Here is a 23,966-nt window from a genome sequence, read left to right as displayed (position 1 = left end):
ATCACTATGTCAGAAAATACACACAATAGCCAAGATTCTGAACAGAACCTGACCGAGTTAACTCAACAGGATCCGGTTCTCGCGGAACCTGAAAAAAAGAAAGGCCGCTGGAGACCTGCGCTGATCTGGCTGGTTCCTTTTATCGCCCTGTTAATCGCGCTTTCACTTGCTGCCAAAGCGGTGCTGGATACTGGCCCAACCATTCAAGTGTCATTTCGTACTGCTGAAGGTTTAGTCGCTGGAAAAACCACGGTGCGCTATAAACAGGTGGATATTGGTCTGGTGCGCCAGATTGATTTGTCTGATGATCGTTCCCATGTCATTGCCAAAATTGAGCTACGCAAAGATGCCAGTAATTTTGCGGCCAAAGATTCACGTTTCTGGGTGGTACGACCGCGTATTGGCACAGGTGGAATTTCCGGCATTGATACCTTGCTTTCCGGTGCCTATATTGGTGTGGATGGCGGCAAGGCTGAAGAAAAGCAGGAAAATTTTATCGGACTTGAGGTGCCCCCAGTGGTGTCCTCAGATATTCCTGGGAAAGTCTTTTTCTTGAAAGCACAGGATTTAGGTTCGCTGGATATTGGGGTGCCGATTTACTACCGCAGAATTAATGTCGGGCAAATTACCGCCTATAAGCTGGCGAATGATGGCAAAAGTGTAGAACTGCAAACATTTATTCAATCGCCTTATGATAAGTTCGTGACCACCGATGCACGATTCTGGCAAGCCAGTGGGGTCGATGTCACCCTGAATGCTTCAGGCTTTAATTTAGACACGCAATCTCTTGCCAGCATTGTGGCGGGCGGTATTGCATTTGGCTATCCAGAGAACTCTACAGGTGCGATTGCGCCGAATCACAGCTATTTTAGTTTGTCGGACTCCCGAAAAGAGGCGATGAAGGAACCGGATGGTAAACCGCGCCCGATTATCATGTATTTTGATCACTCGTTACGTGGCTTAAGTGCTGATGCGCCGATTGATTTCATGGGGATTGAAATAGGCAATGTCAAAGCCATCAATGTGGAGTTTGACCAGAATTATACCCAGTTGCGTATGCGCGTGGATGCGGTGATTTATCCATCACGTTTGGCGCATGGTAAAGAACTTGATCCGGATGGCGAAATTTTCAGGAAATTCATTGCAAAAGGCTGGCGTGCTCAAATGCGTACCGGCAATCTGTTAACGGGTCAAAACTATATTGCATTTGATAAATTTCCAAAAGCCAAGCCTGCTGCTTTGATCATGCGTCCAGATGGACGGGCCGAGGTACCCACCACTGCGACAGAGCTGAGTGGATTACAGGCACAAGTGTCACAGATTGCCGATAAGGTGAGTAAGTTCCCGCTTGAAGAGATTGGCCAGGATGTGCGTAAAACCTTAAACAATATGAATACCACCATCGAATCAACTGACAAACTGGTAAAACAGCTGGATGGTAAAGTGGCCCCTGGTTTACAGGCCACCCTGAATGATGTGCGTAAAACCATGCAATCCAGTGAGTCGATCCTATCCAGTGATGCACCGATGCAACAGGACGTGCGTAAGGCATTACAGCAAATGACCAGAGCAGCTGCCTCCTTGCAATTAATGGCCGATTATATTGAACAACATCCTGAATCGCTGATTCGCGGGAAAAAAGCAGAGAGCAATAAATAATGATGACACTATCTAAACAAGCATTCACTGCTCAAAAGACGATACGTGGTGCGGGCATCGTTGCTGCGACTTTATTGATTGCTGCATGTTCTGGATCACCTACGCCGAATTATTATACCTTGGCCAATAAAGTTACGCCTTTACCGAGCTCCAGAGTGAAGGTGATTGAAGTCTTGCCTGTAGGCTTACCGGATCGAATCAATCGCGCACCGCTGGTGATACAGGAAATTAATGGCCGTTCAAATATTCTGGATAATGAGCGCTGGACCTCAACCTTAGGGGCAGAGCTCAGAGACAATTTATCGGCAGGCTTACAGCAAAAGCTTGGTGCTGTGGATCGCTATAACAGCGGCATGATCGGTGGAAAGGTATCTTATCGTGTGGCAACCGACTTTTCCCATTTTGATATTGTGAATACTACTTCTGCCAATACCAAGAATGTTGAAGTTTCGGTGGCATGGATTATTAAACGTAACGATCCGAATATCACCATCGATCAAAATTCTACCCAGAATCAGCAGTTGGCTTGCCGCATGACATTCAGCCAGCCTGTCAGCGCCAGCAACAACCAGATTGCACCGATTGTAAGCACGGCAAGTACGTCACTGGGGCGTGTGATTGATGCCATGGCTGTTTCGATTGCGGCATTGGACAGCAAAGTGCCCGTCAGCGTAGCAGGGGCGGTGTGTTCTTAAACTACCCGGAAAAATGCATCCAGGTGGCAGTGATCTAAGAAAAATGCTTGCTGCTCAAGCGCATCCATAATTTTACAGGAGGCTGGGTATTATTTTATACAATACCCATCTGAGCGCTGAGGCAGGGTTAAAATCTCTGTATCTGATAATAAAGGCATCAGACAATATGTGCGCTGCTGCCTTTTCTATGGCTTTTTAGCGTAGACGGCGCTGTAATGGTTTAATGCGCGGTCGATGCAGGTTTTGATTTAAAACAGAACAGACAAACAACAATAAAAGCCAATAACAGGAATGAGGCTCCGAATCGGCTTAAATCCAGTCCGCCGTGGTTCAGCGGCTTATCGAGAAAATCACCCAGCACAGCGCCGAGAGGTCGGGTTAAAACAAAAGCTGACCAGAACAGAAATGTTTTGGAAATTTTAGTCCAGTAATAGCCACCCACCAACAGTAACAGTAATGAACCGAAGATCAGCGCTGCCGCTGTATAACCTAGACCTTGGGTATCAGCTGTCCAGTCACTAAGCGCTGTCCCTAGCGTTTGAGAGAACATAATGGTGACCCAGTAAAAGGCCTCGGTCTTTGCGGACTGAACACTGTTTACTGCAATATTTCCACAACGCCAGTACCAGACAGCGAGCGTGCTGATTAATAAGGTGAATAGGATGAGACTTCCACCAAGATAACCGATACCTAAGGAGCGATCGACAAAATCGGCAATCGTGGTTCCTAGGGTTGTGGTTGAAATAATGGTTGCCCAATATAACCACGGTTTATATTGTTTCGCTTTTATCTGCAATGAAACAAGCGCAATAAAAATAACAGTGAAAATACAAGAGCTGAGGATATAACCTAAATTCATCGACATCGATAAAGCATCGCCAGCCGTTTCTCCAAGCGTCGTCGCTGCAATTTTTACAATCCAGAAGAGCAGGGTCAGCTCAGGTACTTTACTGAGCGTTTCAGATATCATCTTTGGATTATTCATAAGGTATTCCAAATTGTATTTAGATAAAATTTAAGCGTCTTTTATTAATAAAGACTTAAATAAAATTTATGATTTACTTGTGCATTCATAGAAAAAATTAATTTTGTTTTAAGCTACTTTTTTTATTGTGCCGATATCAAATCATCATGGATCGATTGGCAATGTCAATTGAAGATGTCAATATTGCTTTGTTTCAGTGGGTTAATGCAGCTGCGACTCAAAATTCATTTTTGGATAAAATTGCTATATTTGCTTCGCATAATCTGATTGGCGGTTTATTCGGATTTCTGATTGTTTCTGTCGTGTTTAAGGATAAAAAATACAGAACGCAATTTATAAAGACCTTAATGTTCATATTGGTCGCCTTGCTATTTAGCCAAGTGATCCATGCTTTGTATTATCATCCTCGTCCATTTGCGATGGGGTTAGGACATACGCTGGTCGGGCATGGTTCAACTTCATCGTTCCCGAGTATGCACACACTTACCGTGGCGACGATTGCCTTTTCTTATCTGTTGTCTGGCTTTAGAAAAATTGCAACTGTCGGGTTATTCCTGGGGGTTATTGTGGGCTGGTCCAGAGTGTATGTCGGTGTGCATTTTCCTTTTGATATCGCCGCTTCATTTATTTTCGCCTTTATAATCGTTTCGGTTACTGATTATATTTATGAGCTATGCAAAGCAAAATTGAGTAGAATCGTATCTATTCCAGTATTTGGTGAAAATATAATTTAAATCATATGATTAAAGACTTATGGTGTTTTTGGTTTGAAACAAAGACAGATAGGCATGTAGATAATCTGTCTGGAAATGTTAATCACTATGAATCACCTGTTCGCGCTGTTAATTGACCCTCAGCAATCAGTTGATCTGCCATTTCCTTAGTTTTCTTTAAACCTGGCATACGATATTCGGTATGACCATAATCCTGAATTGATTTCCAGCGACCGCCCCAGGTCAGGCCAACCGATTCGGCAACCTGGCCATAGAGTTGATAACCCCGCATGGCCCACGGGTCCCGTTCACTAATCACCACTTTACCATTGCGTTTAAAGGCCACATCCGCAGCCAGACCAAACTGGTGGTAACTTTGATAGCCTTTTGCACGCGTGGTATTCGGGTTGCCTGCCAGCATGTTTTGACGATTCGGACTACGATAACCTTCGAGTAAGACCAGTTCATAGCCATGCTGTTCTTTCATGATTTTAAAGACCATGAGTAAACGCTGTTTATAACGTGGATTAATTTTATCCCATTTACGATCCACCATTGATGAATCCAGACTGCCATGAGAATGGGTCAGCGGTACTTCAATTTGTGACGCATCAATGCTCGGGTCTGTGGTATGTTGAGCCTGATAGGCCTGTTCTAAACGGGTTGCCTCTACAATCGCATCTTGAATCAGGGTCTCGTCCACATCTGGTGGAGGGCTCAGCATTTCGCCATTCAGGAGCGCATAGACCTGGGGATCGGTTTCCTTTAAATATTCAGCTTCAATCCGTGTAGAACTGATCGGACGGGTAAAGGCAAAAACTAGGATACTGGCAAATAAAAAGAAACCTGCGATCAGGATCCACCATTGTTGCAAATGCCAATGCGACTGTAATTTCTCCGGAGAGGCTGCCTGATGCATATGCTCTGCAAATTGCATGGCATTGGCGATTTTCTTTTTCCCGCTTGGGAGTAGCGATTGTAAAAGCTGCGTACATTTGTAACGAAGCTCATAGGACATCAGTAAAGTCAGCCCAATTGCAACCCCGACAAAGCAGAGAAAAATAAACCAGATCATCTGTTATTTGAGTTCATTGACAGCAAAAGGCTTCTGGGTGACTTTAATCTGCACGGTGGCATCAGGTGCTTCGGCTTCAGGTTCTTTTGCTGGTACAACTTTCGCGGGTTGAGCAGCGGGTTTAACCACTTTGGCTGGTACTGCTTCACTTTTTGCAACGGGTGCTTTTGCTGGAGCTGCCGGTTGAGCTGCTCTGACATGCGGTTCGTTGGCAAAAGGTGAGGCATGTTGCGCTGTTTGGGCCGGTGCAGCCGCTGGTGGTGGCGTGCGCTGGAAGAACTTGTTCAGGTCATTGCTGCCTGGCTGGGTAAAGTTACTGTCTTCTTCTGACTCAGTCGATTCATATTGAACAGGAGCAGCGGCTTCAGTTACCTGAGTGGTCTGTTTGGCGCCAGGAAGTACTGTGGTATTTTCTTCTACAACCTGAGTCGGTTCAACATATTCACTGGATGATCCTGTTCCGGTGGACAACATGAAGAAAAACAATGTAGTTAAAATAATCCCCGAAATAAATCCGATCAGTAAATAGATCACAGGAGATAACGTTTTTTTCTTATTTGTCTGTAAGATGCGTAAAGAGGTGGTTCTTTCCTGACTCATACTTCAATCAACTAAGGCAAATGGATAGTAATATGTGCTTCTTCCGCTGGCGCTGAAATCACATTTTGATAAGGTGTTAAAGCATTATGATTTTGTTTATTCAGCATAAACTTTAACCCTGCAAAGGCGAGCGCTGCGAATAACAATAAGAAAATCAGGATCCAGAAAAATGGCAGCTCATGATGAATAATATGCTTGATCTGGTCAGGAATCGCGGCAAACGGAGAGAACGCGGCTTTCTTGCCTTTGAGATAATCAATTTCATCACCGACACGTGCCACCAGATGATTGAGGCTTTCCACCGATTCGAGACGATATTTACCTTGGAAACCTAGCAGTAAGCAGTAATGAAACACTTCAAGCGAGGCCAGACGTTCTTTACCGCGGCTACGGAGCTGTTCCAGAATCTCAAAAAAGCGATAACCGGCCAACTGCGAGCCAAATAAGCTCAATTGTAACGGGCTGATCAGCCAGCTATTTTGCAAGTTAAAGTAAGCTGCATCCTGTTGCGTGGCAATGGTTTCATCAATCAGGGCACAAAATGCATATTTCGCGTCATGAATATCCTCTGCAGAAAATTGCAGACGTTTCGCCTGTTGCTCAAAGCGGTTAAGTAAATCCAGAATTTTTTCACGGAAATCACCCGGATTTGAGGGGATATAACGGTTACGAAGCAAGAACACCAAATAAAATCCATCGTGTAACAGATCGATCAGATTTGTTGCTTGGACCTTATTCTGTGGCTGGTCAGTACTAGGTAAGCCTGAACCGATTTTGCCATCATCAAATAAAGAAGGAATACCCGCTGGATGTTGAGTCATTGTGATTCTCTTAACTATTCATTACAGCAATGAGTTCAATACTAATATCTTGGAAACCAGCTGGTACATAGACACAGATGGATTCTGACTCAAGCATACGTTGATAGAGTTCATGATGCGGTTCAATTTCAAAGTAACTCACGCCGGAACGCACTGGAATTGCGGTTGGGACTTGCATCAAATGATGCAGTGGAACTGCAGGCAGGGCGGCAATCACACGTTGCTCAACGTCAATGGTACTACCCACTTTAAAGCGTAACGGCACGATCTGGATCAGTTCATGGGTTTGCATCATGCTGCTCGAAACTGCAATATAAAGACGTGTATCACGGGTAATCTTGTCAGACTCAAGGCTGCCGACCCAGTAGGATGGACGTGTTTCTTTCAAGGCAATACTGAAATAACGGCTTGAAATAATGGTATCCAGCAAATCTCTCAGAATAACATCGAGTTGCTGGAAACTATCCTGTAGCTGATGATGCTTGTAATGCGGTAAATGGTCGACATCATAAGCGGTTGAGAAGGTCAGCAGCGAACCGGTCAAACGCAATAATTCAGAGAATAAACGTTCTGGATGAATTTGCGGATAATGCAGTAAATGATTCAATCCCGCATAAGCGGTATTCAAGGCATTGATCAACCAGAATGAAACAATATCGCCGGAACGGAACTCGATCAGTTTCTGTTCGTTTTCACGGTTGTTGCTTTGAATGGTTTTAATCTTGGCCTTAATTACATTCAAGGTACGTTTTAAGTTATTGATTAAAGACTCTGACGCAGCCACATGTAAAATCGGTGGAATGAATTTGCTATCCAGCTCGAAAGTCCCCGAACTTTGGCGTTTTAATCGTCCTACCGCCAGATACAGGAAGCCATCCAGGTTCTGGGTCGGTTGAATATGCGGATCAAGCAGTTTGAATTCAGCACGACGACGCAACAAACTCAGCTCAGCAGGGCTGGCATCGGTAAACAGGTCATGGGTTTCTGACAGGTAGTTATGATAACGGCTCGACAGCGAACGGGTTTCATCGGCAATATTTTTCTTGTTCGCCTGTAAAATAGGCAGGGCAAGGTAAACAATCATTTCACCTTGCAGATTTAAATCGTCCAGCAACAAGGGTTCTGGTAATAGATCCTGTGCAGGTGCATGGTAGATTTCACCATCCTGCCAGATGATCTCAGCTTCTTCTAAAGCCAGAATATGGGTTGAAAGCTGTACTTCATCAAATTTGAGCTTTTGGACGCCATACGCATGCGGAATTAACGCCCGAACCGTATGGTTCAAGCGTTGCTCGTGGTAGGTGTCCTGAATCTGGAAATGCTGAGGACGTAAAAACAGGCCCTCACCCCAAAGAATTTTCTCTGCTTTAAACATATCGATTTACCAACAATTATTCGTATTCATTCTTTGGTTGCACACCGAGCGTATCTTGCAGCATTTGTAACGGATGCTCATCTTTAATCACTTGGGTTAACCATTCATGTAGTGGCATTTGGCTCCACTTAATGGTTTTTTGCAACATATAGCTCACAGGACTATGCGGTTCATTTTTTTGAAAATAAGTCGCAATTTCCTGTAAAACGCGCATCGCTTGCTCACGATTTTCAACATGTGATTGAACTTGTGGCTGAAAGGTCGGTTGCGCTTGAGCTACAGTCGGCTGAGCGGTCAGATTTTGTGGTGTCGTGGTCATAGCGGTTTCACTGTCAGTCGCCACGGTTTGAGTCACTTGCTCAAACTGTTCTGTTTTATAAATTTTCTTCAGACTAATATGAATATGATCGAGGCTAGAGTCAATTGCGGCAAAGCTTGGTGAATCTAGACCAAGTAAACCATCCAGCACATTTTTCAGGGTCGACCACTGTTGGAAAATCTCACTGAAATGTTGATAGTTCTGGCGTTGGAAGGCTTTGTCTGTATTTAGTAAAGCCTGCTCAAACTGCTCTAGCTCACTGGTACTGCCCGCACTTTCATAGTCATCACTCTGTTTACGACGAATATTTTCATGGTAAAGAAAATTATCATAGTCGAGTAAATGATAAAAAGGAGCGTGATTGATCAGTGGGACTTTTTTAATCAGTAGGGGTAACTGGTTAATTAAACCCTGTAATAATCCAATCCGTTGATCCAGATCATCATCTTCCACTTCTGGATGCAGTGTCAGCCAGTATTGTTCAAGCAAGCGATGACTGAGCTCAAGGCTTTTGGCAATCCCTTCGAAGCCATAGAGATTGGCCCAGGCTTCAGACAGCCAGGTGAGGATACGGATATCTTTACTTTTGGTTTGCAGTAGATCAATTGAGGTAGCTGCAACAAAGTCCCAATCGGCCTGTTTCGGTTCTGTAACCCAATCGCCTTGATCAAGCAGCAGATCATCTTGAGTCCGGGCTTTTTTAATGGCATGGAACTCATTTGAAAAAGAGTAATCTTCACCGCAAGGCGACTGCTCATTAATCGGGTTCAGTAATGGGTTAATATCCATATGTATCACAGTGTTGGCTCAATCTTAAAGTTCAGCTTTCGCTTTTTTGCTGGTACGCTTTTTCGTGGTTTTGGCAACAGGATCAAGCTGATAGATGATTTCATCATCTTTGGTATCAATGTTGATCAGTTTCGGCAATTTATGCTCAGCTAAAGCCACCAGAATTTCTGTCGCAAGTGCTGGTAAAACGGTCGAGTTTAAAATGTTATCTACATTGCGCGCACCGCTATCAACTTCGGTACAACGACTTAAAATCAGTTCAATTAAATCGTCTGAATATTGAACCTGAGTTGCATATTGTTTTTCAATACGTGCAACAATCTTCCCAAGCTTATGTTTAATGATACGAACCAGTAAATCATCATGTAAAGGGAAGTAAGGCACAATGCGCATACGACCAATAAATGCGGGCTTGAACTGTTTATACAAGCTTGGCTTTAAATGCTCGATCAAGTCATCCGCATCCGGCCATTCTTCGACAGGCTGATTTAAGCAGGCCTGCATGATGGCGCTAGAACCCGTATTCGAGGTCAGGATAATGGTAGTGTTTTTGAAATCGATGACACGGCCTTCACCATCTTCCAGGGTACCTTTGTCGAAGACCTGATAAAACAGTTCCTGAACGTCGCTATGCGCTTTTTCAATTTCGTCCAGAAGCACAACACTATAAGGGTTACGACGTACTGCTTCAGTTAAAACACCGCCTTGGCCATAACCGACATAACCCGGAGGCGCACCTTTTAAGGATGAAACCGTATGCGCTTCCTGATATTCAGACATATTAATAGTAATGAGATGTTGTTCGCCACCATATAACTCATTGGCCAAGGCAAGGGCAGTTTCCGTTTTACCTACACCACTTGGGCCGATCAACATAAATACACCTTGCGGTTTATTTGGATCTTCCAGCTTGGCTTTAGAGGTCTTGATGCCTTTTACCAATTGATTCAATGCATAATCCTGCCCCATGACGCGCTCACCGAGCTTATCTTCAAGACTTAGAATCTGTTTGATTTCATCATTGACCATATTGCCAACCGGAATACCGGTCCAGTCGGAAATGATCTCATTGATGATGCGTGCATTGACACGTTCAAATACCAATGGCGTCTGACCTTGTAACTGAGTCAGTTGATCTCTTAATGCAGCGACCTGAGTGCTTTGTTGTTCTTTCTCATCTTGCTTGCTCAGTTGCTGGATCTGTTTGACCAAATCCAGTTCTTGCTGCCATTTCACTTCAACATCCTGTATTTCTTTATCTAAAGAAGCCAGTTGCTGATTAAGCTCTTCCAGACGTTCATGATGAATCGGGAAGTGCTGATGTTCATTGCTTAAAATCTGCTGTTCTAATTTCAGGTTGTGCTGTTGCGCTTTTAACTGATCGAGCACTACCGGTTGCGCATTTTGGGTTAAGGCAACACGTGCAGCTGCAGTATCGAGTACACTGACGGCCTTATCCGGAAGCTGGCGTCCACTGATATAACGGTGAGAAGCCTGAACAGCAGTAATGATGGCCTGATCTTCAATTTGCAGATTGAAATGCTTCTGCATCACAGGAATCATGGCACGTAACATATCAATCGCGACTTCTTCAGTCGGCTCTTCAACCTTGACCACCTGAAAGCGGCGACTTAAAGCCGCATCTTTTTCAAAGTACTGTTTATATTCAGCCCAAGTGGTTGCGGCGATGGTTCTTAGTTCACCACGTGCCAAGGCCGGTTTAAGCAAGTTGGCAGCGTCATTTTGCCCCGCCTGACCACCCGCACCGATCAGGGTATGTGCTTCATCAATAAACAGGATAATCGGATGCGTAGAAGACTGAACTTCCTGAATCACCTGTTTTAAACGATTCTCGAATTCACCTTTAACACTGGCACCTGCCTGCAACAAACCCATGTCTAACACATGCAGATGCACATGTTTAAGTGCATCTGGTACCTGACCTTGTGCAATCTTTAACGCAAGACCTTCTACCACAGCTGTTTTACCTACGCCAGGTTCACCGGTCAAAATCGGATTGTTTTGACGGCGACGCATCAGGATATCGAGCATCAAGCGAATTTCAAACTCTCGACCAATGACCGGATCAATGCCGCCTTTCTTGGCTTTCTCTGTCAGGTTAATCGTATATTGATCAAGTGCCGGGGTTTTTACGCTGCTTGTTGTGGTCGCCGGATTTTCTTCCGAGGATAGATCCGCAGCGGCAGACGGTTCGGAAGCTGGTTGTTCCGTGCTGTTGCCGCAAATATCCAGAAACTTGTGTTTCATGGTATCAATCGGGAACAGTTCAAATAGACTGGAAGCCCTGAACGCAATCTGTTGTAAATCTGGCGCGGTGAGTAGGGCAATCAGTAAATGACTGCTACGAATCACGGGGGTTTGTTCAGCAGACGCTAGCAACCAGGCCTGTTCAAATAATCTTACAATTGATTTGGCAAAAATAGGGGTGCGGGTATTGCCTTTCGGTAAAGAACCTATAGTTTCTTTTAAATCATTAATTAAGGCTTCAGCAGAGATATTATTTTTTTTTAGTAAAATGTGTAAATCATTGGCAGGATTTTGATTTAATAACTCAACCAGCAAGTGTTCAATCTCAATCTCATAATTTAATTGGTTAATACAGTAATTTGCTGACTTTTCTAATGCAGTACGAGTAGGAGGTGATAGTTTTGTAATTAAAACCTTTAAGTTACTCATTTAATACTCACAGTAATTTTTAAATACCAAGTTCTATTCGGTACGTATTAACTTGATATGGTTGTTTTCTCTTAAAAATATTTTTTGAATAAAATCAAAAACTTAACTAAACTCTACACGAGTATACAGATTATTCTACAACAAAAAATGTCACTTTTAAACAAAAAATGCACGTTATTTAAGTTTTTTTTTACAGGAATGTCTGTCATGAAACTTTAATAATGTTAATAAACGTAACTGGTATTGACTTTATGTGTGTTTTTTTTGTTAAATTCGCGGAAATGATGTAAATGTACAAAAATTGACGAGTAAGAGGGTTTTTTAACAATAATTGTCAGCTCTTCAATTATAAGTTAAATAATGACGAGGCATATTTTGAAAAAAGGTATTGTAATATCAATTCTTTGTATAGCGACTGGTTTAATCGGCAATTCAGTTTATGCTGAAGAGCAGGCTGCGAAACCAATTAAATTAAAAAGCAAATGTATTAAACAGAATCCGTTGGTTGAAGGCCAGACGGATCAAACGCTATTGGGAATTTATCAACAGGTTTGTGATAAAGATAATGCTTCGCGTGTCAATGACCTGTTAGCTCAAGCTGCAATGCGCATGTATGAAATTAAGCAGCCGATGAATGCCTTAAAACTGGCGACACAATTACAAGAGCAGAATGTCCGTGGTGCAGCGTTAACCGATGTTGCTTTCTTGGCTAGTGTTGAGCTGGCGAATCAATCGCTTCAGCACATGCGCTCAAGTGAAATGCGTTATTTAAGCAATGAGTTGACGTACCCACCTGCAAAGCAGTTGAGTGACAATATCCGTGCAGCAGTGCCCGCACCTGATACCTCAACCAGCAAAGCCATTACTGACGAATCTTTAAAGAAAGAAGTTCGAAATACTGTGTCGAATACAAATACTCGACGTACAACAAACAGAAAAGCACCTACAACCCAACCAGCACGTAATAATGTAACTCGTACTGCTGCACCTAAGCGACCAGCAGCTGCAGCAGCACCAGCGACTAAACAACCAAATACTGTTCAAAAGACAGGCTCGAATCCTTTTGATTCGTTGAAATAATAAGCAAGGGTAGAAAGTTATGGCAAAGAGAGAAAGCGTACAGAAGAAACTGCAACGCATACGTCCTCCTCGTGTACAGCTGACATATGATGTTGAAGTTGGTGACGGTAAAGAGTCAAAAGAATTGCCTTTTGTTGTCGGCGTCATGGGTGATTTCTCTGCTGCATCCGAGTTAGAGAAAACCAAATTAAAAGATAAGAAATTCATCAATGTAGACCTCGATAACATTGATGAAGTTATGGAATCATTGGCACCACGTGCAGCCTTCCAGGTTGAGAATACCTTGACTGAAGAGGGTGGTCGCATGTCTGTTGACCTAACGTTTAACTCGATGGAAGATTTCCGCCCAGAACAGGTGGTACAGCAAGTTGATCCATTGCGTAAACTGGTTGCGGCGCGTGAGCGTTTAACGGATTTGCGCAACAAGATTTCCAATAGTGAACGTCTGGAAGACTTGTTGGATGAAGTATTGAAAAATACCGATCAGGTCCGTCAATTAAGTGCGGAGGCTGACAATGAGTAATTTACAGGCAGCTACTGCTGCAAGTGTGGAAGCTGAATCAGCGAATTTGCTTGATTCCATCGTTGAGCAAAGCCGTATTGCACGTAATGATGATGAACATGTTCGTGCAAAAAGCCTGATTGGTGAGTTGGCAAAAGAAGTGATGGCCGGAACCATTACGGTTTCTGAAAATATGACCTTGTCGATTGATAAGCGTATTGCCGAGATTGATGCATTAATTTCAAATCAATTGAGTGAAATTATGCACCATGAGCAATTCCAGAAAATTGAATCGACCTGGCGTGGTCTTTACTATTTCTGTCAAGAAACACCTTCTAACTCGATGATCAAGATTCGTATGTTGAATACGACTAAAAAAGAGTTGGTGAAAGACTTTCAGGGTGCGACTGATTTCGATCAAAGCACACTGTTTAAAAAGATTTACGAAGAAGAATATGGCTCATTCGGTGGTGCACCGTATGCGGCCCTGATTGGTGATTTCGAGTTTGATCGTACACCGTCAGATATGTATTTACTGGAACAGATCTCTCATGTGGCTGCTGCGGCTCATGCACCCTTTGTTTCAGCGGCAAGCCCAAGTATTTTAGGTCTTGAATCATTTACAGATATTGATCGTCCACGCGATGTTTCAAAAATCTTTGAAACAGCCGAATACGTGCAATGGCGTTCTTTCCGTGACAGCGAAGACTCACGTTATGTTGCATTGACCATGCCTCACGTGTTGGGTCGTCTGCCATATCATCCAAAAGAGGGAACTGCGACTGAAGGTTTCAACTTCATCGAAGATGTCTCTGGTGAAAACCATGATGATTATTTATGGATGAATGCGGCCTATGCCTTCGGTACCCGTTTAACCAATGCATTTGATATGCATGGCTGGTGTGCGGCGATTCGTGGGGTAGAGGGTGGTGGTCTGGTTGAAGGCTTGCCAGTGCATACCTTCAAGACCTCAGATGGCGAAGTGGTATTTAAATGCCCAACTGAAATTGCCATTACAGACCGTCGTGAGAAAGAACTGAGTGATCTTGGTTTCATCCCGCTCGTTCACTGTAAAAATACAGACTATGCTGCTTTCTTTGGTGCGCAATCGACGCAAAAGCCGAAGAAATATGACAGCGATACGGCCAATGCCAACTCTGCACTTTCGAGCCAGATCCAGTACATCATGGCAGTATCACGTATTGCGCATTACTTAAAAGCAATGATGCGTGACAAAGTTGGAAGTTTTGCATCTGCAGGCAATGTTGAAGCCTTCTTAAATGAATGGCTATCTCAATATGTCTTGCTAGATGATGGTGCATCTCAAGAAGCAAAAGCACAATATCCGCTTCGTGAGGCATCTGTAAAAGTTGTAGAAGATCCAGCTCAGCCGGGTCACTACAAGTCTGTGGTTTTCTTAAGACCACATTTCCAGCTGGATGAGTTGTCTGTTTCTTTACGACTCGTGACTGAACTACCTCAGTCCTCAAATTAACAATGAGATCAGCTAGATAATAACTTTAAATAAAATAGAGGTAATGTTTAAATGAAAGATATATATGTTGAGTTTCGTGGCAAGTACAAGGTAGACGGAGAATCTCGCGATTCTGAACACAAAGGTTGGCTTGAAGTTAACTCTTGGTCTCATAACATTCGTCAACCAAAATCTGCGACTTCTAGTAGCGTTGGTGGTCACACTGCTGAACGTGTTGAACACTCAGACATGATTTTCGTTAAAGATTTGGATGCAACTAGTCCAAAACTTTGGGAAGCATGTTCTGCGGGTTACACTTTTGATGAAGTACAAATCGATTACTACCGTGCAAATGGTGACAAGCGTATCAAGTACTTACAAATCAAATTGAAACACGTTCTTGTTTCAAGCGTAACGCCAACTGTTAATGAGGAAGGCGTTCCTACTGAAACATTTGGTTTGAAATATGCTGCTGTTGAGTGGACATATAACCAACAAGACATTAACGGTACTGCGAAAGGTGCTGTTACTAAGAAATGGTCACTTTCTAACAACACAGCGTCATACGCTGCGTAATAGAAACCGTGATGTTCTAGTAGAGGTTAATAGTCGCCTATTAGCCTCTATTTTTCCAAGATTTGTTCTTAAAAATGAATTTAGATCATTTATATCCCTATGGCTTCCGGTCAACTTTATTTGATCGTCTGGTGCCTGAGCAGGAAGATTATTTAAGAGGCATGTCGATTCAGCAATTACGAGAGTCTGTTGCTCGGGATCTGGAAGACTTGCTCAATAGTCGGATTGCACAATTTGATCGTGATATGGATGAATATCCACTCGCCAAGAAATCGATCTTGCAGTTTGGAATTATTGACTTTGTTGGCCTGTCAACCGCCAACCCGCTGGATCGGGATAAAATTTGCCAATCCATTGAGCAGTCAATTGCTGCACATGAGCCAAGATTGAGACAGATAAAAGTCGAGATGTTATTAGATGGTCACAATATGGGTTCACTGTGTTTGAGTATTCAAGCTTACTTAAACATCCATCCTTTATATGAACCTGTGTTTTTTGACGCTTTACTCAAACCGACAACACAACAATATGTTATTTCTGCCAGAACCTAGTGTGAGCGAACTGTGATAGAGCAACTTTTACCGTATTATGAAAAACAACTACAAGAATTCGGTCAACAGTCCAGAGAGTTCGCGCAGAAGTATCCCAAAATTGCGCAGCGTCTTTCCTTAAATCAGGAACAGATTGATGATCCGCATATAGAACGGTTAATCCAGGCTTTTTCCCTGATCGCTGCACGTATTGATAAAAAACTAGAAGACAGTTACGACGTATTTACCCATTCACTGTTTGAGGTGATGTTTCCTCAATATTTACGTCATTTCCCCGCCTGTACCGTTGTCAGCTTTGAAGATATTAATAAACTGAAACAGCTCACCGCAGCACATGTCATTCCACAAAAAACAGCCTTGAAATCGCGTAGCTTTAAAGGCGTTCAATGCGAGTTTAATACCACCAATGAAGTTCGCTTATTGCCGATTTCATTAACGCAGCTAGAGTTTCAAACCTCACCCAGTATTCATATGCATTTGAACCAGAATGCGACTTTAAGCCTGAAATTTGAAATTTTTAATGAGGCGCAAAATTGGATTCTGGATGAGAAACTGCCGATTTATCTGGATGCGATTTCAAACTTTCCATTACAGGTGCTGGACAGTATTTTCCGTAAAGATACCGGCTTTGCGCTCCGTGTCGGGCCGCGCGTGGTAGAAATCAGCAATCCATTTGAAGTGATGGGGTTTACCGAGCAGGAAAGCCTGTTGCCGATTGATCAGCATACCCATCATGCTTATCGTTTATTGATGGAATATTTCTGTTTTCCTGAAAAATTTAACTATCTCAATTTGGATTTAAGCCGCTTAAAAGGCTTGCTGGGTCAGCAGAATCAGTTTGAAATCCTGATTCATCTCAAGCTCAATTTAAACGATCAGGCGGTGGTACGGAATTATTCCGAGCTGAATGTCGCAAACTTTAAGTTGTTTACGACTCCCGCAATCAATCTGTTTGAAAAACAGGCCGAGCCGCAGAAAATTTCACATACCCAATTACAATATCCACTCATCACCGATGCGCATCATCCTGAGCTTTATCAGGTCTATTCGGTGATTGAAATGAATATGGTGCGGGAAAAAACCAATCAGGAACAGACCCATCTGCCAGTATTGCCGTTTTTTGCAATGAGTCATTATCATAATGATAAAGTACAGTTCTTTTATTCGCTGAATTATGTGCCCGCACAAAATAAAATCACGCAAATGGGCTATTCAATCGTTTCAAAACATTTGAAACCTTATGAAATTAAATCAGATTTTATTAGTACCCGTTTACTCTGCTCAAATGGCGATTTGCCGCATGAAGCATTAAGTCAAAGTAATAATATCCTGAACCTGAATGACAGCAGCTTGGCACGACGGGCATTAATTTTAAAACGTCCGACTTCGCCTTTCTATTTTGATAAGAATAAAAATGAGCAGTGGCGGATTATTTCTCATCTTTCATTGAATACGCTGGCCTTGATGAAAGGAGATGCCTTGAGTCATGTGAAAGAGCTGTTGGCCTTATATAATTTGCCGCACTCAAAAGAAAATATTTTACTGATTGATGCACTCAAGCAATTGAGCTTTTCAACCACCAATAAACTGGTTAATTCCAAGCCTTTCCCGATGTTCATTCGAGGAGTGAAAGCTGAGCTTGCAGTCAACAAGAGTGTGTTTAGAGGGCATAGTTTATATATTTTCAGTCAGCTGCTCAGCCATGTGTTTAATTTGAAAGTTCAGATTAACAGTTTTGTCGATGTGGTCGTAAAAGACAGTCTTAATCAGCAGGAGATATACCAATGCGTGCAGAACGTTGGTGGCAAGACTCTTCTGTAGTCGACCAGATTTTTAAAAAAGCCGGCTCATTTGAGTTTATTCAGTCGATACGGTTATTACGGCATTTACCTGCACCATCCCGTCAGCAGGACTGGTCAGATGATTTCAAATTTGGAACCTCATTTAGTTTAAGTTTCCCTGCCACTGAAATTGAGGAACTGAGTTATCAAGATCAGCGGATTCATTTGACCAATCTAGTGGTTGGTTTAACCGGTACCCAGGGTGCACTGCCTTATACCTATACCAATAAACTCAAGCAGAGTTCCCGCCAGCAGCGACTCGAAATCAAAGCCTTTTTGGGATTGTTTAATCATAAACTTACGACCAAATATGTCGATGCCAGTATTGCCTATAACTTACCGGTACGTTATGAGATTGAGCAAAAGAATCACTATCTCGATATTTTACATGCCTTAAATGGTTATATTCGCTCCCAGCATCAGCAGCATGATCTGGATGAATATTTTGCCGAATTTTCTGGTTTGATGCAGGGACAGAATAATACTGCCCATGCCTTGAAAACTATCTTAGGACGGGTGTTTGATACTCAGGTACAGATTCAGGAGTTTGTTAAAGAGAAATTCCAGTTGGGCGATGAACAGAAAACCACTTTGGGCGGCAGTCACCCAAGTTTACTGGGCATTAATACCTTCTGCGGAGATACTGTTGAGCAGATTGACGGAAAAATAGAAATTCAAATTGGCCCATTAAACCGCGAACAGTATCTGGCTTTTTTACCGAATCAGCCGCTGAATAAAAAATTAAAAGATCTGATCCAGACCTGGTGCAGTCCGACCCTGTTTATTGATGTGCGCTTGATTCTCGACAAAAATGAAATTCGCCCGATTTCGCTGGATTCATCGCATGCAATGGGCTTGGGACAAGGTGCATTTTTAATGCCGTCAGGACAATTACAACATAACAGTGAAACACGTTATGCACTTTTAGGAGCCGCATAATGATCAAGAAAATCCTGGCGACGTTAATTACCTGTTTTATTCTGGTGGCACTGATTGTGATCTTCTATTGGAGAGATACGCAATATTTACCTGAATCTGCAGACTTGATTAATTACTTCCTGATTCTGCCTGTTGTCATTACCTTTATTTTACTTTCGCCCTGGCTCATCTATAAGGGCTATCAAAAATATAAAGAGAGAAAAGAACAGGCTTTGGCCGCTGAGCAAAATAATAATCAGGCAGAAGATGAGCAAGCGCCGATTGCTCAGGCAAGTAAATGGTTGAATGTCAATCTGTACTCTGCTGCGGCCTATAATGCATTGGGTGAAAATGATGCCATCCTGACAGGGATTAAAGAGTTTGCCAGCCCGAAACTGGATCCGCATTTATTGAGCTTTCAGGGATTACCGATTTTATCCTATCGTATTGAGGAGCTGGATCAGCAGTTGGGCCCGGATGACGAGGATGAGTCACAGTTTTTAGCTATTCGACAGCAACGCATCATGGCATTGATTCGACATCAGATCGAACAGCACCATGATGTACTCGTTTCCATCTCAGAGCATTTAAAACGTTCCAGCCTGTTTTACGAAAGTCAGAACCTGCATGAATACCGGATGCATCCTGCATGGATTGATCCTGGATTTTCCGGGGAAGAACAAAGTGAAGAGCTGCAGATCGAGCAGGTCTACCGTTTAGATAAGTTAAATTTACATATTTTGCTGTCTGAGGATGTAGTACATACCTGGAATGACCAAAGTAGTAATGAAATGCTGCAGCGCATTTTTTATGATTTGGGCATCATTCCACAAAAATTCCATATTGAATATCATTTTATCAGTGCTGCATCGACAGAGCAGCAGCTGGTCGAGTTAGTGGAGCGCATCCAGAAACAGGCGCATGAAATTTCCTTGATTATTGCTGCAGATTCAGAAATTGATCAGGAAATCGTGGATGAAAAGGTGTGGGGAATGAGTGCCTATACACCTGCCGAGTTTGTCGGTAGCAGTTGTCTGGCGCATCCCGAAGTGCAGCTGATGCAACAACAGCCTTTAAAAAGCTTAAAGCTGGTCGCTCATCAAAATAATTTAGATCAAATATTCAAAGAGCTAGAAATACATGATTTACCACAATATCAAGATGAACAACCTTTTGTACTGGTGGTCGAGGATGCGACCGATATCAAGGCGGTCAAAAAGCTGGAACAGTTTTTTGCACAAAGCCCGGTAGAGCAGCATCACTACCTGTATTGTAAACCGGCTGCTGGACATACCCAGAACGTGGCAAAAGTTTTTGGATTGATGTTGGGGGCACACCTTCCAGATCAACAGGTTGCCTTTGTTTATGGACAAAATTTAAAAGCATTTATTCAAACTTTCCCAGAGATCTCACCAGATCAGGAAAGTGTAGCAATTGCTGATTGATTAACTTTATTAAGAATTTGAGAACTCAATGTATACCATTTTAGGTTATCTGTGGCAGTACATCACTAATCCTAAGGCAATCATTGCTTTGTCCTTGTTTGTGGCGCTTATTTCTTCATATTCGTCCATTCCGCGTCATATCTTCTGGGCGTTGGCAGCGACTTATGCGTTGGGCCTGATTGTGTATGGCATTTACTGGTTGATCCAGCGTAAACGCCATGCTGAACAGGGTGAAGAACTGGCCAATGCGATCGAGCAGGACAGCAAGGCTGAGTACGGACAACAAAAAGATAAAGCCGAATTACAGTTAATCCAGCAACAGATGAAAGAGTCGATCCAGTTGATTCGCAAATCCAAACTGGGCGATAAAAAGGGCAATGCGGCTTTATACGAATTGCCTTGGTATATGGTGATTGGTAACCCGGCTGCAGGTAAGAGTTCGGCCATTTACAATTCCGGATTAAAGTTCCCATTTGAAGAAACCCATCAAAAGATGGTCTCTGCGGGTTTGAGTGGTACACGTAACTGTGACTGGTTCTTTTCTACCGAAGGGATCTTGCTGGATACCGCAGGCCGTTATTCAGTGTATTCGGAAGACCATTCTGAATGGTTAGGTTTCCTTAATATCTTGAAGAAAAACCGTTCTAAAGCCCCGGTGAATGGTCTGATCGTGATTGTCAGTATTGCTGAACTGATTAGCCAGAGTCCTGAAAACTCCTTGAAACTGGCCAAGAATTTACGTGCCCGTATTCAGGATTTAACCGAACGACTTGAAGTGGTGGTGCCGGTTTATCTGGTGTTCTCGAAAATGGACCTGATTGCGGGCTTTACCGAGTTCTTCGATTGTTATGAGTCGCAAGAATACAATCAGGCTTGGGGCGCAACCTTGCCTTACGAGCAGAACTCATCCCAGAATGCGGTTGAATTATTCGAAAAACATTACACGATTCTGTATGACGGTTTAAAGAGTGTAAGTACGACGCATTTGAGCCGCCGTCATTCGCAAAATATTTCTCCAAGTGTGATGACCTTCCCGCTGGAATTCAAAACGCTAAAACTGGCATTAAAAAGCTTTATTGGCACTTTGTTTGAAGATAACCCATATCAGTTCCAGCCGGTATTCCGTGGTTTCTATTTTACCAGTGCTTTGCAGGAAGGCATTATTGAAAGTCCAATGACGGAAAATATTGCACAGGAATTCCAGCTTCAGCAGGTTCCGCTCAATGGTCAGGATGGTCCGAGCCCGTCACTTGCACCGAATCATGGCTATTTCTTGCAAGGCCTGTTTTCGAATGTAATTTTACGCGATAAGGATCTGGTAAAGCAGCATATCAATCCTGCGAAAAAGCGTCAGCGCTATATTGGCTTCATTGCAGCATTGGTCGGTGTTTCACTGGTCTTGGGCGTATGGGTCTGGTCATATCGCAATAACCAGCAACTGATTGCCGATGTGCAGGCAGATCTGGATAAAGTGGTGCATCTGGAAAAAGCCTCAGGGCAACAGCTTTCCACCCAGCTTGAAGCTTTACTGATCTTACAGGAACGCTTGCAACAACTGGATGAGTTCAATGACCATCGTCCACTTAAATTCAGCTTTGGTTTATACCAAGGCAATCAGTTACGTGAGAGCTTAAAGGCAGAATACTTAAAAGGGATCAAGCAGATTGTCCTGACCCCGACCCAACAGAATATTGCACAATACCTGCAACGTGTAAAAAATAATGAAGCAACCCTGAAAGCCAACCATGTCAATGTGGAAATCAAACAGGTTGCCAAGACTCAACAATATCTGGAGCCTTCGGATACCAATCCGCAAGATGCCTATAATGCATTAAAAGCCTACTTGATGATGAGCAATCCGGAATATATGGATAGTAGTCATTTAAGTGATCAGGTGTCACGTTTCTGGCGTTCTTGGCTAGATGCCAACCGTGGCCAGATGCCACGTGGTGAAATGATTCAGGATGCGGAAAAAATTCTTTCTTATGCCATGACCTTGGCCAATCAGGAAGGTTTCCCAATCCTTGAAACAGATGCGCAAGTGGTTGATCAAACCCGTCAGGTGTTATTGTCTGTCATTCGTGGCATGCCAGCGCGTGATCGTGTCTATAACGAAATCAAGATGCGTGCAGCGGTACGTTTCCCGGCGGTGACCGTTGCACAGATTGTGGGTGAGCAAAACCGTTCAATTGTGTTGGGTAGCTATGCATTACCAGGTGTATTTACGCAAAAAGCCTGGGATGAATATGTCGAAAAAGCGATTGACGAAGCGGCGAATAAACCAACAGACAGTAAAGACTGGGTGTTGAATAGCCGTCAATCTGATGACTTGACCTTCTCGGGTAGCCCCGAGCAGATTCGCAAGCAACTGGTGGCCTTGTATAAGCAGGAATATGTGACGGAATGGAAAAAGTTCCTGAGCGGTATTTATTATGCTAAAGCCGATCAGTTTAGCCAGCAGGTCAAGACCATTGATATCTTGGGTGAACCTCAAAACTCGCCGATCCGTACCCTGTTACAACGGATCGCGATCGAGACCAACTGGGATAACCCGATTGTTCAAGCTGAACTTGCTGTCCCTGAAAAAGGCTTTGTGGCCTGGTTCAAGCGTAAAGTCTTGAATAATTCGGATGATAGAGCAGCGGCTCAAGCTATGGACCGTGCGCAAGGTGCAATTTCTCAAGAGTACCAGATGTTCTATCAATTGGTGCGTAAGCGTGATGATTTGCAGGATAAGTCGCTATTTGATGAGTACATGAATAATCTTGCGCAAGTCCGCAGCAAGTTCAATGATCTGAAAACCGCAGGCGAGATTGGTCCAAGTGCGATGGCTTTAGTGAAACAGACTATCAATGACCAAACCTCGGTTTTCAACATCACCCAGAAATATGTGGATGAGAAAATGATGGTGGGTCTGAAGGATACTGACCAGCAGTTATTGCAAAAGCTGTTGATGGGACCGTTGACTCAATCATTTGCCAGTTTGATTGCACCGACACAAGATGAGTTAAACAAATTGTGGGGTATTCAAGCGTATCAACCATTTAAAACCAATTTGAGCCAGAAGTATCCATTTAACTCAAGTGTGACTTTACAGGCAACCAGTAATGAAATCGGCCAGATCTTTGGTGAAACAGGTAGCATTGCACGCTTTGTCAAAGAAGCCTTGGATCCATTTGTGATTCGCCGTGGCTATGTATTGACTTCTAAAACCTGGAAAGATCTGGGCATTAGCCTGAACCCGCAATTTGTGATGGCGTTCCAGCAATATGTGGCGCCAATCAATGGGATGGCGACTGGTAGTCTGGATCAGCCAGCTGCTGCACCTGTATCAAATCAGTCGAACTTCCAGTTCTATCCATTACCGAATCCACAGTACTTGTCGTATACCATTGATATCGATGGTCAGCGGATGGTATTTGAAAATGGCATTCAGCAATGGGTGAACTTCGTCTGGCCGAATCAGGGAGCGATTCCAGGTGCGCGTATTACGGCTGTCGATCTTGAGGGCAAGACCCATACCATTTTCGAAGAGCCGGGTGAATATGGCATTAACCGTTTGATCGATGCGGCACAGCGTAAAGAGCAAAACGGTAGCTTCGAAATGACCTGGACCAGCAAAGCTGAACCATCATTAACCTTAAAAGTGAACTTCCGTCTGATTAGCGGTAATAGCTCAGGCAATATCGGTTCGAGTCGTGGTTATGCAGGCTTGCAACTGGTTGATAAAGTGGTGACAGAGAAAGCAGTACGCGTGGTTTCTGCGCAAGCAACCCCTGCGGGTGCTGCACCGAAGCCACAACCGGCTGCACCTGCTCAGCCAGGAGTAACACCGTAATGTTAGGGACAAT

At 43.3% G+C, this 23,966-nt stretch carries 19 protein-coding genes; 12 read left to right on the top strand and 7 right to left on the bottom strand.

The features are described 5' to 3' along the window. Both JO943_RS05110 and JO943_RS05105 read left to right on the top strand, forming a co-directional pair. Positions 1 to 1,659, top strand: coding sequence for an intermembrane transport protein PqiB (locus JO943_RS05110; RefSeq protein ID WP_392389963.1), 1,659 nt, complete (start codon positions 1 to 3; stop codon positions 1,657 to 1,659). Further along, on the top strand, positions 1,659 to 2,354 hold the full coding sequence (locus JO943_RS05105; RefSeq protein ID WP_202740155.1) for a membrane integrity-associated transporter subunit PqiC: 696 nt from the start codon (positions 1,659 to 1,661) through the stop codon (positions 2,352 to 2,354). Before JO943_RS05110 ends, JO943_RS05105 begins: the two co-directional genes overlap by 1 nt. Positions 2,355 to 2,574: 220 nt before the next feature. Here JO943_RS05105 and JO943_RS05100 read toward each other — a convergent pair whose 3' ends face one another. After that, on the bottom strand, positions 2,575 to 3,339 hold the full coding sequence (locus JO943_RS05100) for a hypothetical protein (protein ID WP_202740154.1): 765 nt from the start codon (positions 3,337 to 3,339) through the stop codon (positions 2,575 to 2,577). 161 nt (positions 3,340 to 3,500) lie between these two features. Here JO943_RS05100 and JO943_RS05095 point away from each other — a divergent pair, with 161 nt between their 5' ends. Then, positions 3,501 to 4,073: an undecaprenyl-diphosphatase gene (locus JO943_RS05095; protein WP_202740153.1), complete on the top strand. Its 573-nt coding sequence runs from the start codon at positions 3,501 to 3,503 to the stop codon at positions 4,071 to 4,073. 85 nt (positions 4,074 to 4,158) lie between these two features. Here JO943_RS05095 and JO943_RS05090 read toward each other — a convergent pair whose 3' ends face one another. Genes JO943_RS05090 through tssH form a run of 6 tightly spaced genes read right to left on the bottom strand, consistent with a single transcriptional unit; the run spans position 4,159 to position 11,728 of the window. Further along, positions 4,159 to 5,127, bottom strand: a complete 969-nt coding sequence (locus tag JO943_RS05090; protein WP_202740152.1) for a M15 family metallopeptidase — start codon at positions 5,125 to 5,127, stop codon at positions 4,159 to 4,161. Between the two features lie 3 nt (positions 5,128 to 5,130). Next, on the bottom strand, positions 5,131 to 5,727 hold the full coding sequence (locus JO943_RS05085) for a hypothetical protein (protein WP_005284329.1): 597 nt from the start codon (positions 5,725 to 5,727) through the stop codon (positions 5,131 to 5,133). Positions 5,728 to 5,738: 11 nt separating this feature from the next. After that, positions 5,739 to 6,548 (bottom strand): type IVB secretion system protein IcmH/DotU, encoded by an 810-nt coding sequence (gene icmH, locus JO943_RS05080; RefSeq protein WP_032871882.1) that lies wholly within the window; start codon positions 6,546 to 6,548, stop codon positions 5,739 to 5,741. A gap of 10 nt (positions 6,549 to 6,558) precedes the next feature. Continuing rightward, positions 6,559 to 7,923, bottom strand: a complete 1,365-nt coding sequence (gene tssK, locus JO943_RS05075) for a type VI secretion system baseplate subunit TssK (protein ID WP_005229252.1) — start codon at positions 7,921 to 7,923, stop codon at positions 6,559 to 6,561. Positions 7,924 to 7,939: 16 nt separating this feature from the next. Next, entirely contained in the window at positions 7,940 to 9,031 is a 1,092-nt protein-coding gene (gene tssA, locus JO943_RS05070) for a type VI secretion system protein TssA (RefSeq protein ID WP_376746140.1), read from the bottom strand. 24 nt (positions 9,032 to 9,055) lie between these two features. Then, positions 9,056 to 11,728, bottom strand: a complete 2,673-nt coding sequence (tssH, locus tag JO943_RS05065; RefSeq protein ID WP_202740151.1) for a type VI secretion system ATPase TssH — start codon at positions 11,726 to 11,728, stop codon at positions 9,056 to 9,058. 375 nt (positions 11,729 to 12,103) lie between these two features. Between tssH and JO943_RS05060 the strand changes: the two genes are divergently transcribed. The 9 genes from JO943_RS05060 to tssM all read left to right on the top strand — a co-directional run bounded on the left by JO943_RS05060 (position 12,104) and on the right by tssM (position 23,953). Continuing rightward, positions 12,104 to 12,808 carry a hypothetical protein gene (locus tag JO943_RS05060; RefSeq protein ID WP_199949303.1) on the top strand — a complete coding sequence of 235 codons (705 nt, stop codon included), beginning with the start codon at positions 12,104 to 12,106 and terminating at the stop codon, positions 12,806 to 12,808. A gap of 19 nt (positions 12,809 to 12,827) precedes the next feature. Beyond that, on the top strand, positions 12,828 to 13,331 hold the full coding sequence (tssB, locus tag JO943_RS05055; protein ID WP_005229256.1) for a type VI secretion system contractile sheath small subunit: 504 nt from the start codon (positions 12,828 to 12,830) through the stop codon (positions 13,329 to 13,331). Then, on the top strand, positions 13,324 to 14,805 hold the full coding sequence (tssC, locus tag JO943_RS05050; RefSeq protein ID WP_005229258.1) for a type VI secretion system contractile sheath large subunit: 1,482 nt from the start codon (positions 13,324 to 13,326) through the stop codon (positions 14,803 to 14,805). The genes tssB and tssC overlap by 8 nt, the downstream gene beginning before the upstream one ends. Positions 14,806 to 14,856: 51 nt before the next feature. Further along, the gene (locus JO943_RS05045) at positions 14,857 to 15,360 is read left to right on the top strand and encodes an Hcp family type VI secretion system effector (RefSeq protein ID WP_004654761.1); all 504 of its coding nucleotides are present in this window, start codon (positions 14,857 to 14,859) and stop codon (positions 15,358 to 15,360) included. Between the two features lie 74 nt (positions 15,361 to 15,434). Further along, positions 15,435 to 15,911: a type VI secretion system baseplate subunit TssE gene (gene tssE / locus JO943_RS05040; RefSeq protein WP_004771197.1), complete on the top strand. Its 477-nt coding sequence runs from the start codon at positions 15,435 to 15,437 to the stop codon at positions 15,909 to 15,911. A 12-nt stretch (positions 15,912 to 15,923) separates the two neighbouring features. Further along, a complete protein-coding gene (tssF, locus tag JO943_RS05035; RefSeq protein ID WP_202740150.1) occupies positions 15,924 to 17,732 on the top strand; it encodes a type VI secretion system baseplate subunit TssF in 1,809 nt (602 codons plus the stop codon). Continuing rightward, a complete protein-coding gene (gene tssG, locus JO943_RS05030) occupies positions 17,696 to 18,691 on the top strand; it encodes a type VI secretion system baseplate subunit TssG (protein WP_202740149.1) in 996 nt (331 codons plus the stop codon). Before tssF ends, tssG begins: the two co-directional genes overlap by 37 nt. Then, a complete protein-coding gene (locus JO943_RS05025) occupies positions 18,691 to 20,115 on the top strand; it encodes a hypothetical protein (RefSeq protein WP_202740148.1) in 1,425 nt (474 codons plus the stop codon). The genes tssG and JO943_RS05025 overlap by 1 nt, the downstream gene beginning before the upstream one ends. Positions 20,116 to 20,143: 28 nt before the next feature. Next, positions 20,144 to 23,953, top strand: coding sequence for a type VI secretion system membrane subunit TssM (gene tssM, locus JO943_RS05020; protein WP_202740147.1), 3,810 nt, complete (start codon positions 20,144 to 20,146; stop codon positions 23,951 to 23,953). Positions 23,954 to 23,966: the final 13 nt, after the last annotated feature.

Origin of the sequence: Acinetobacter sp. 'aerobic (ED)', from assembly GCF_904886855.1 — a bacterium.
GTDB lineage: Bacteria > Pseudomonadota > Gammaproteobacteria > Pseudomonadales > Moraxellaceae > Acinetobacter > Acinetobacter courvalinii.
This window is presented reverse-complemented; position numbering and strand designations above follow the sequence as displayed.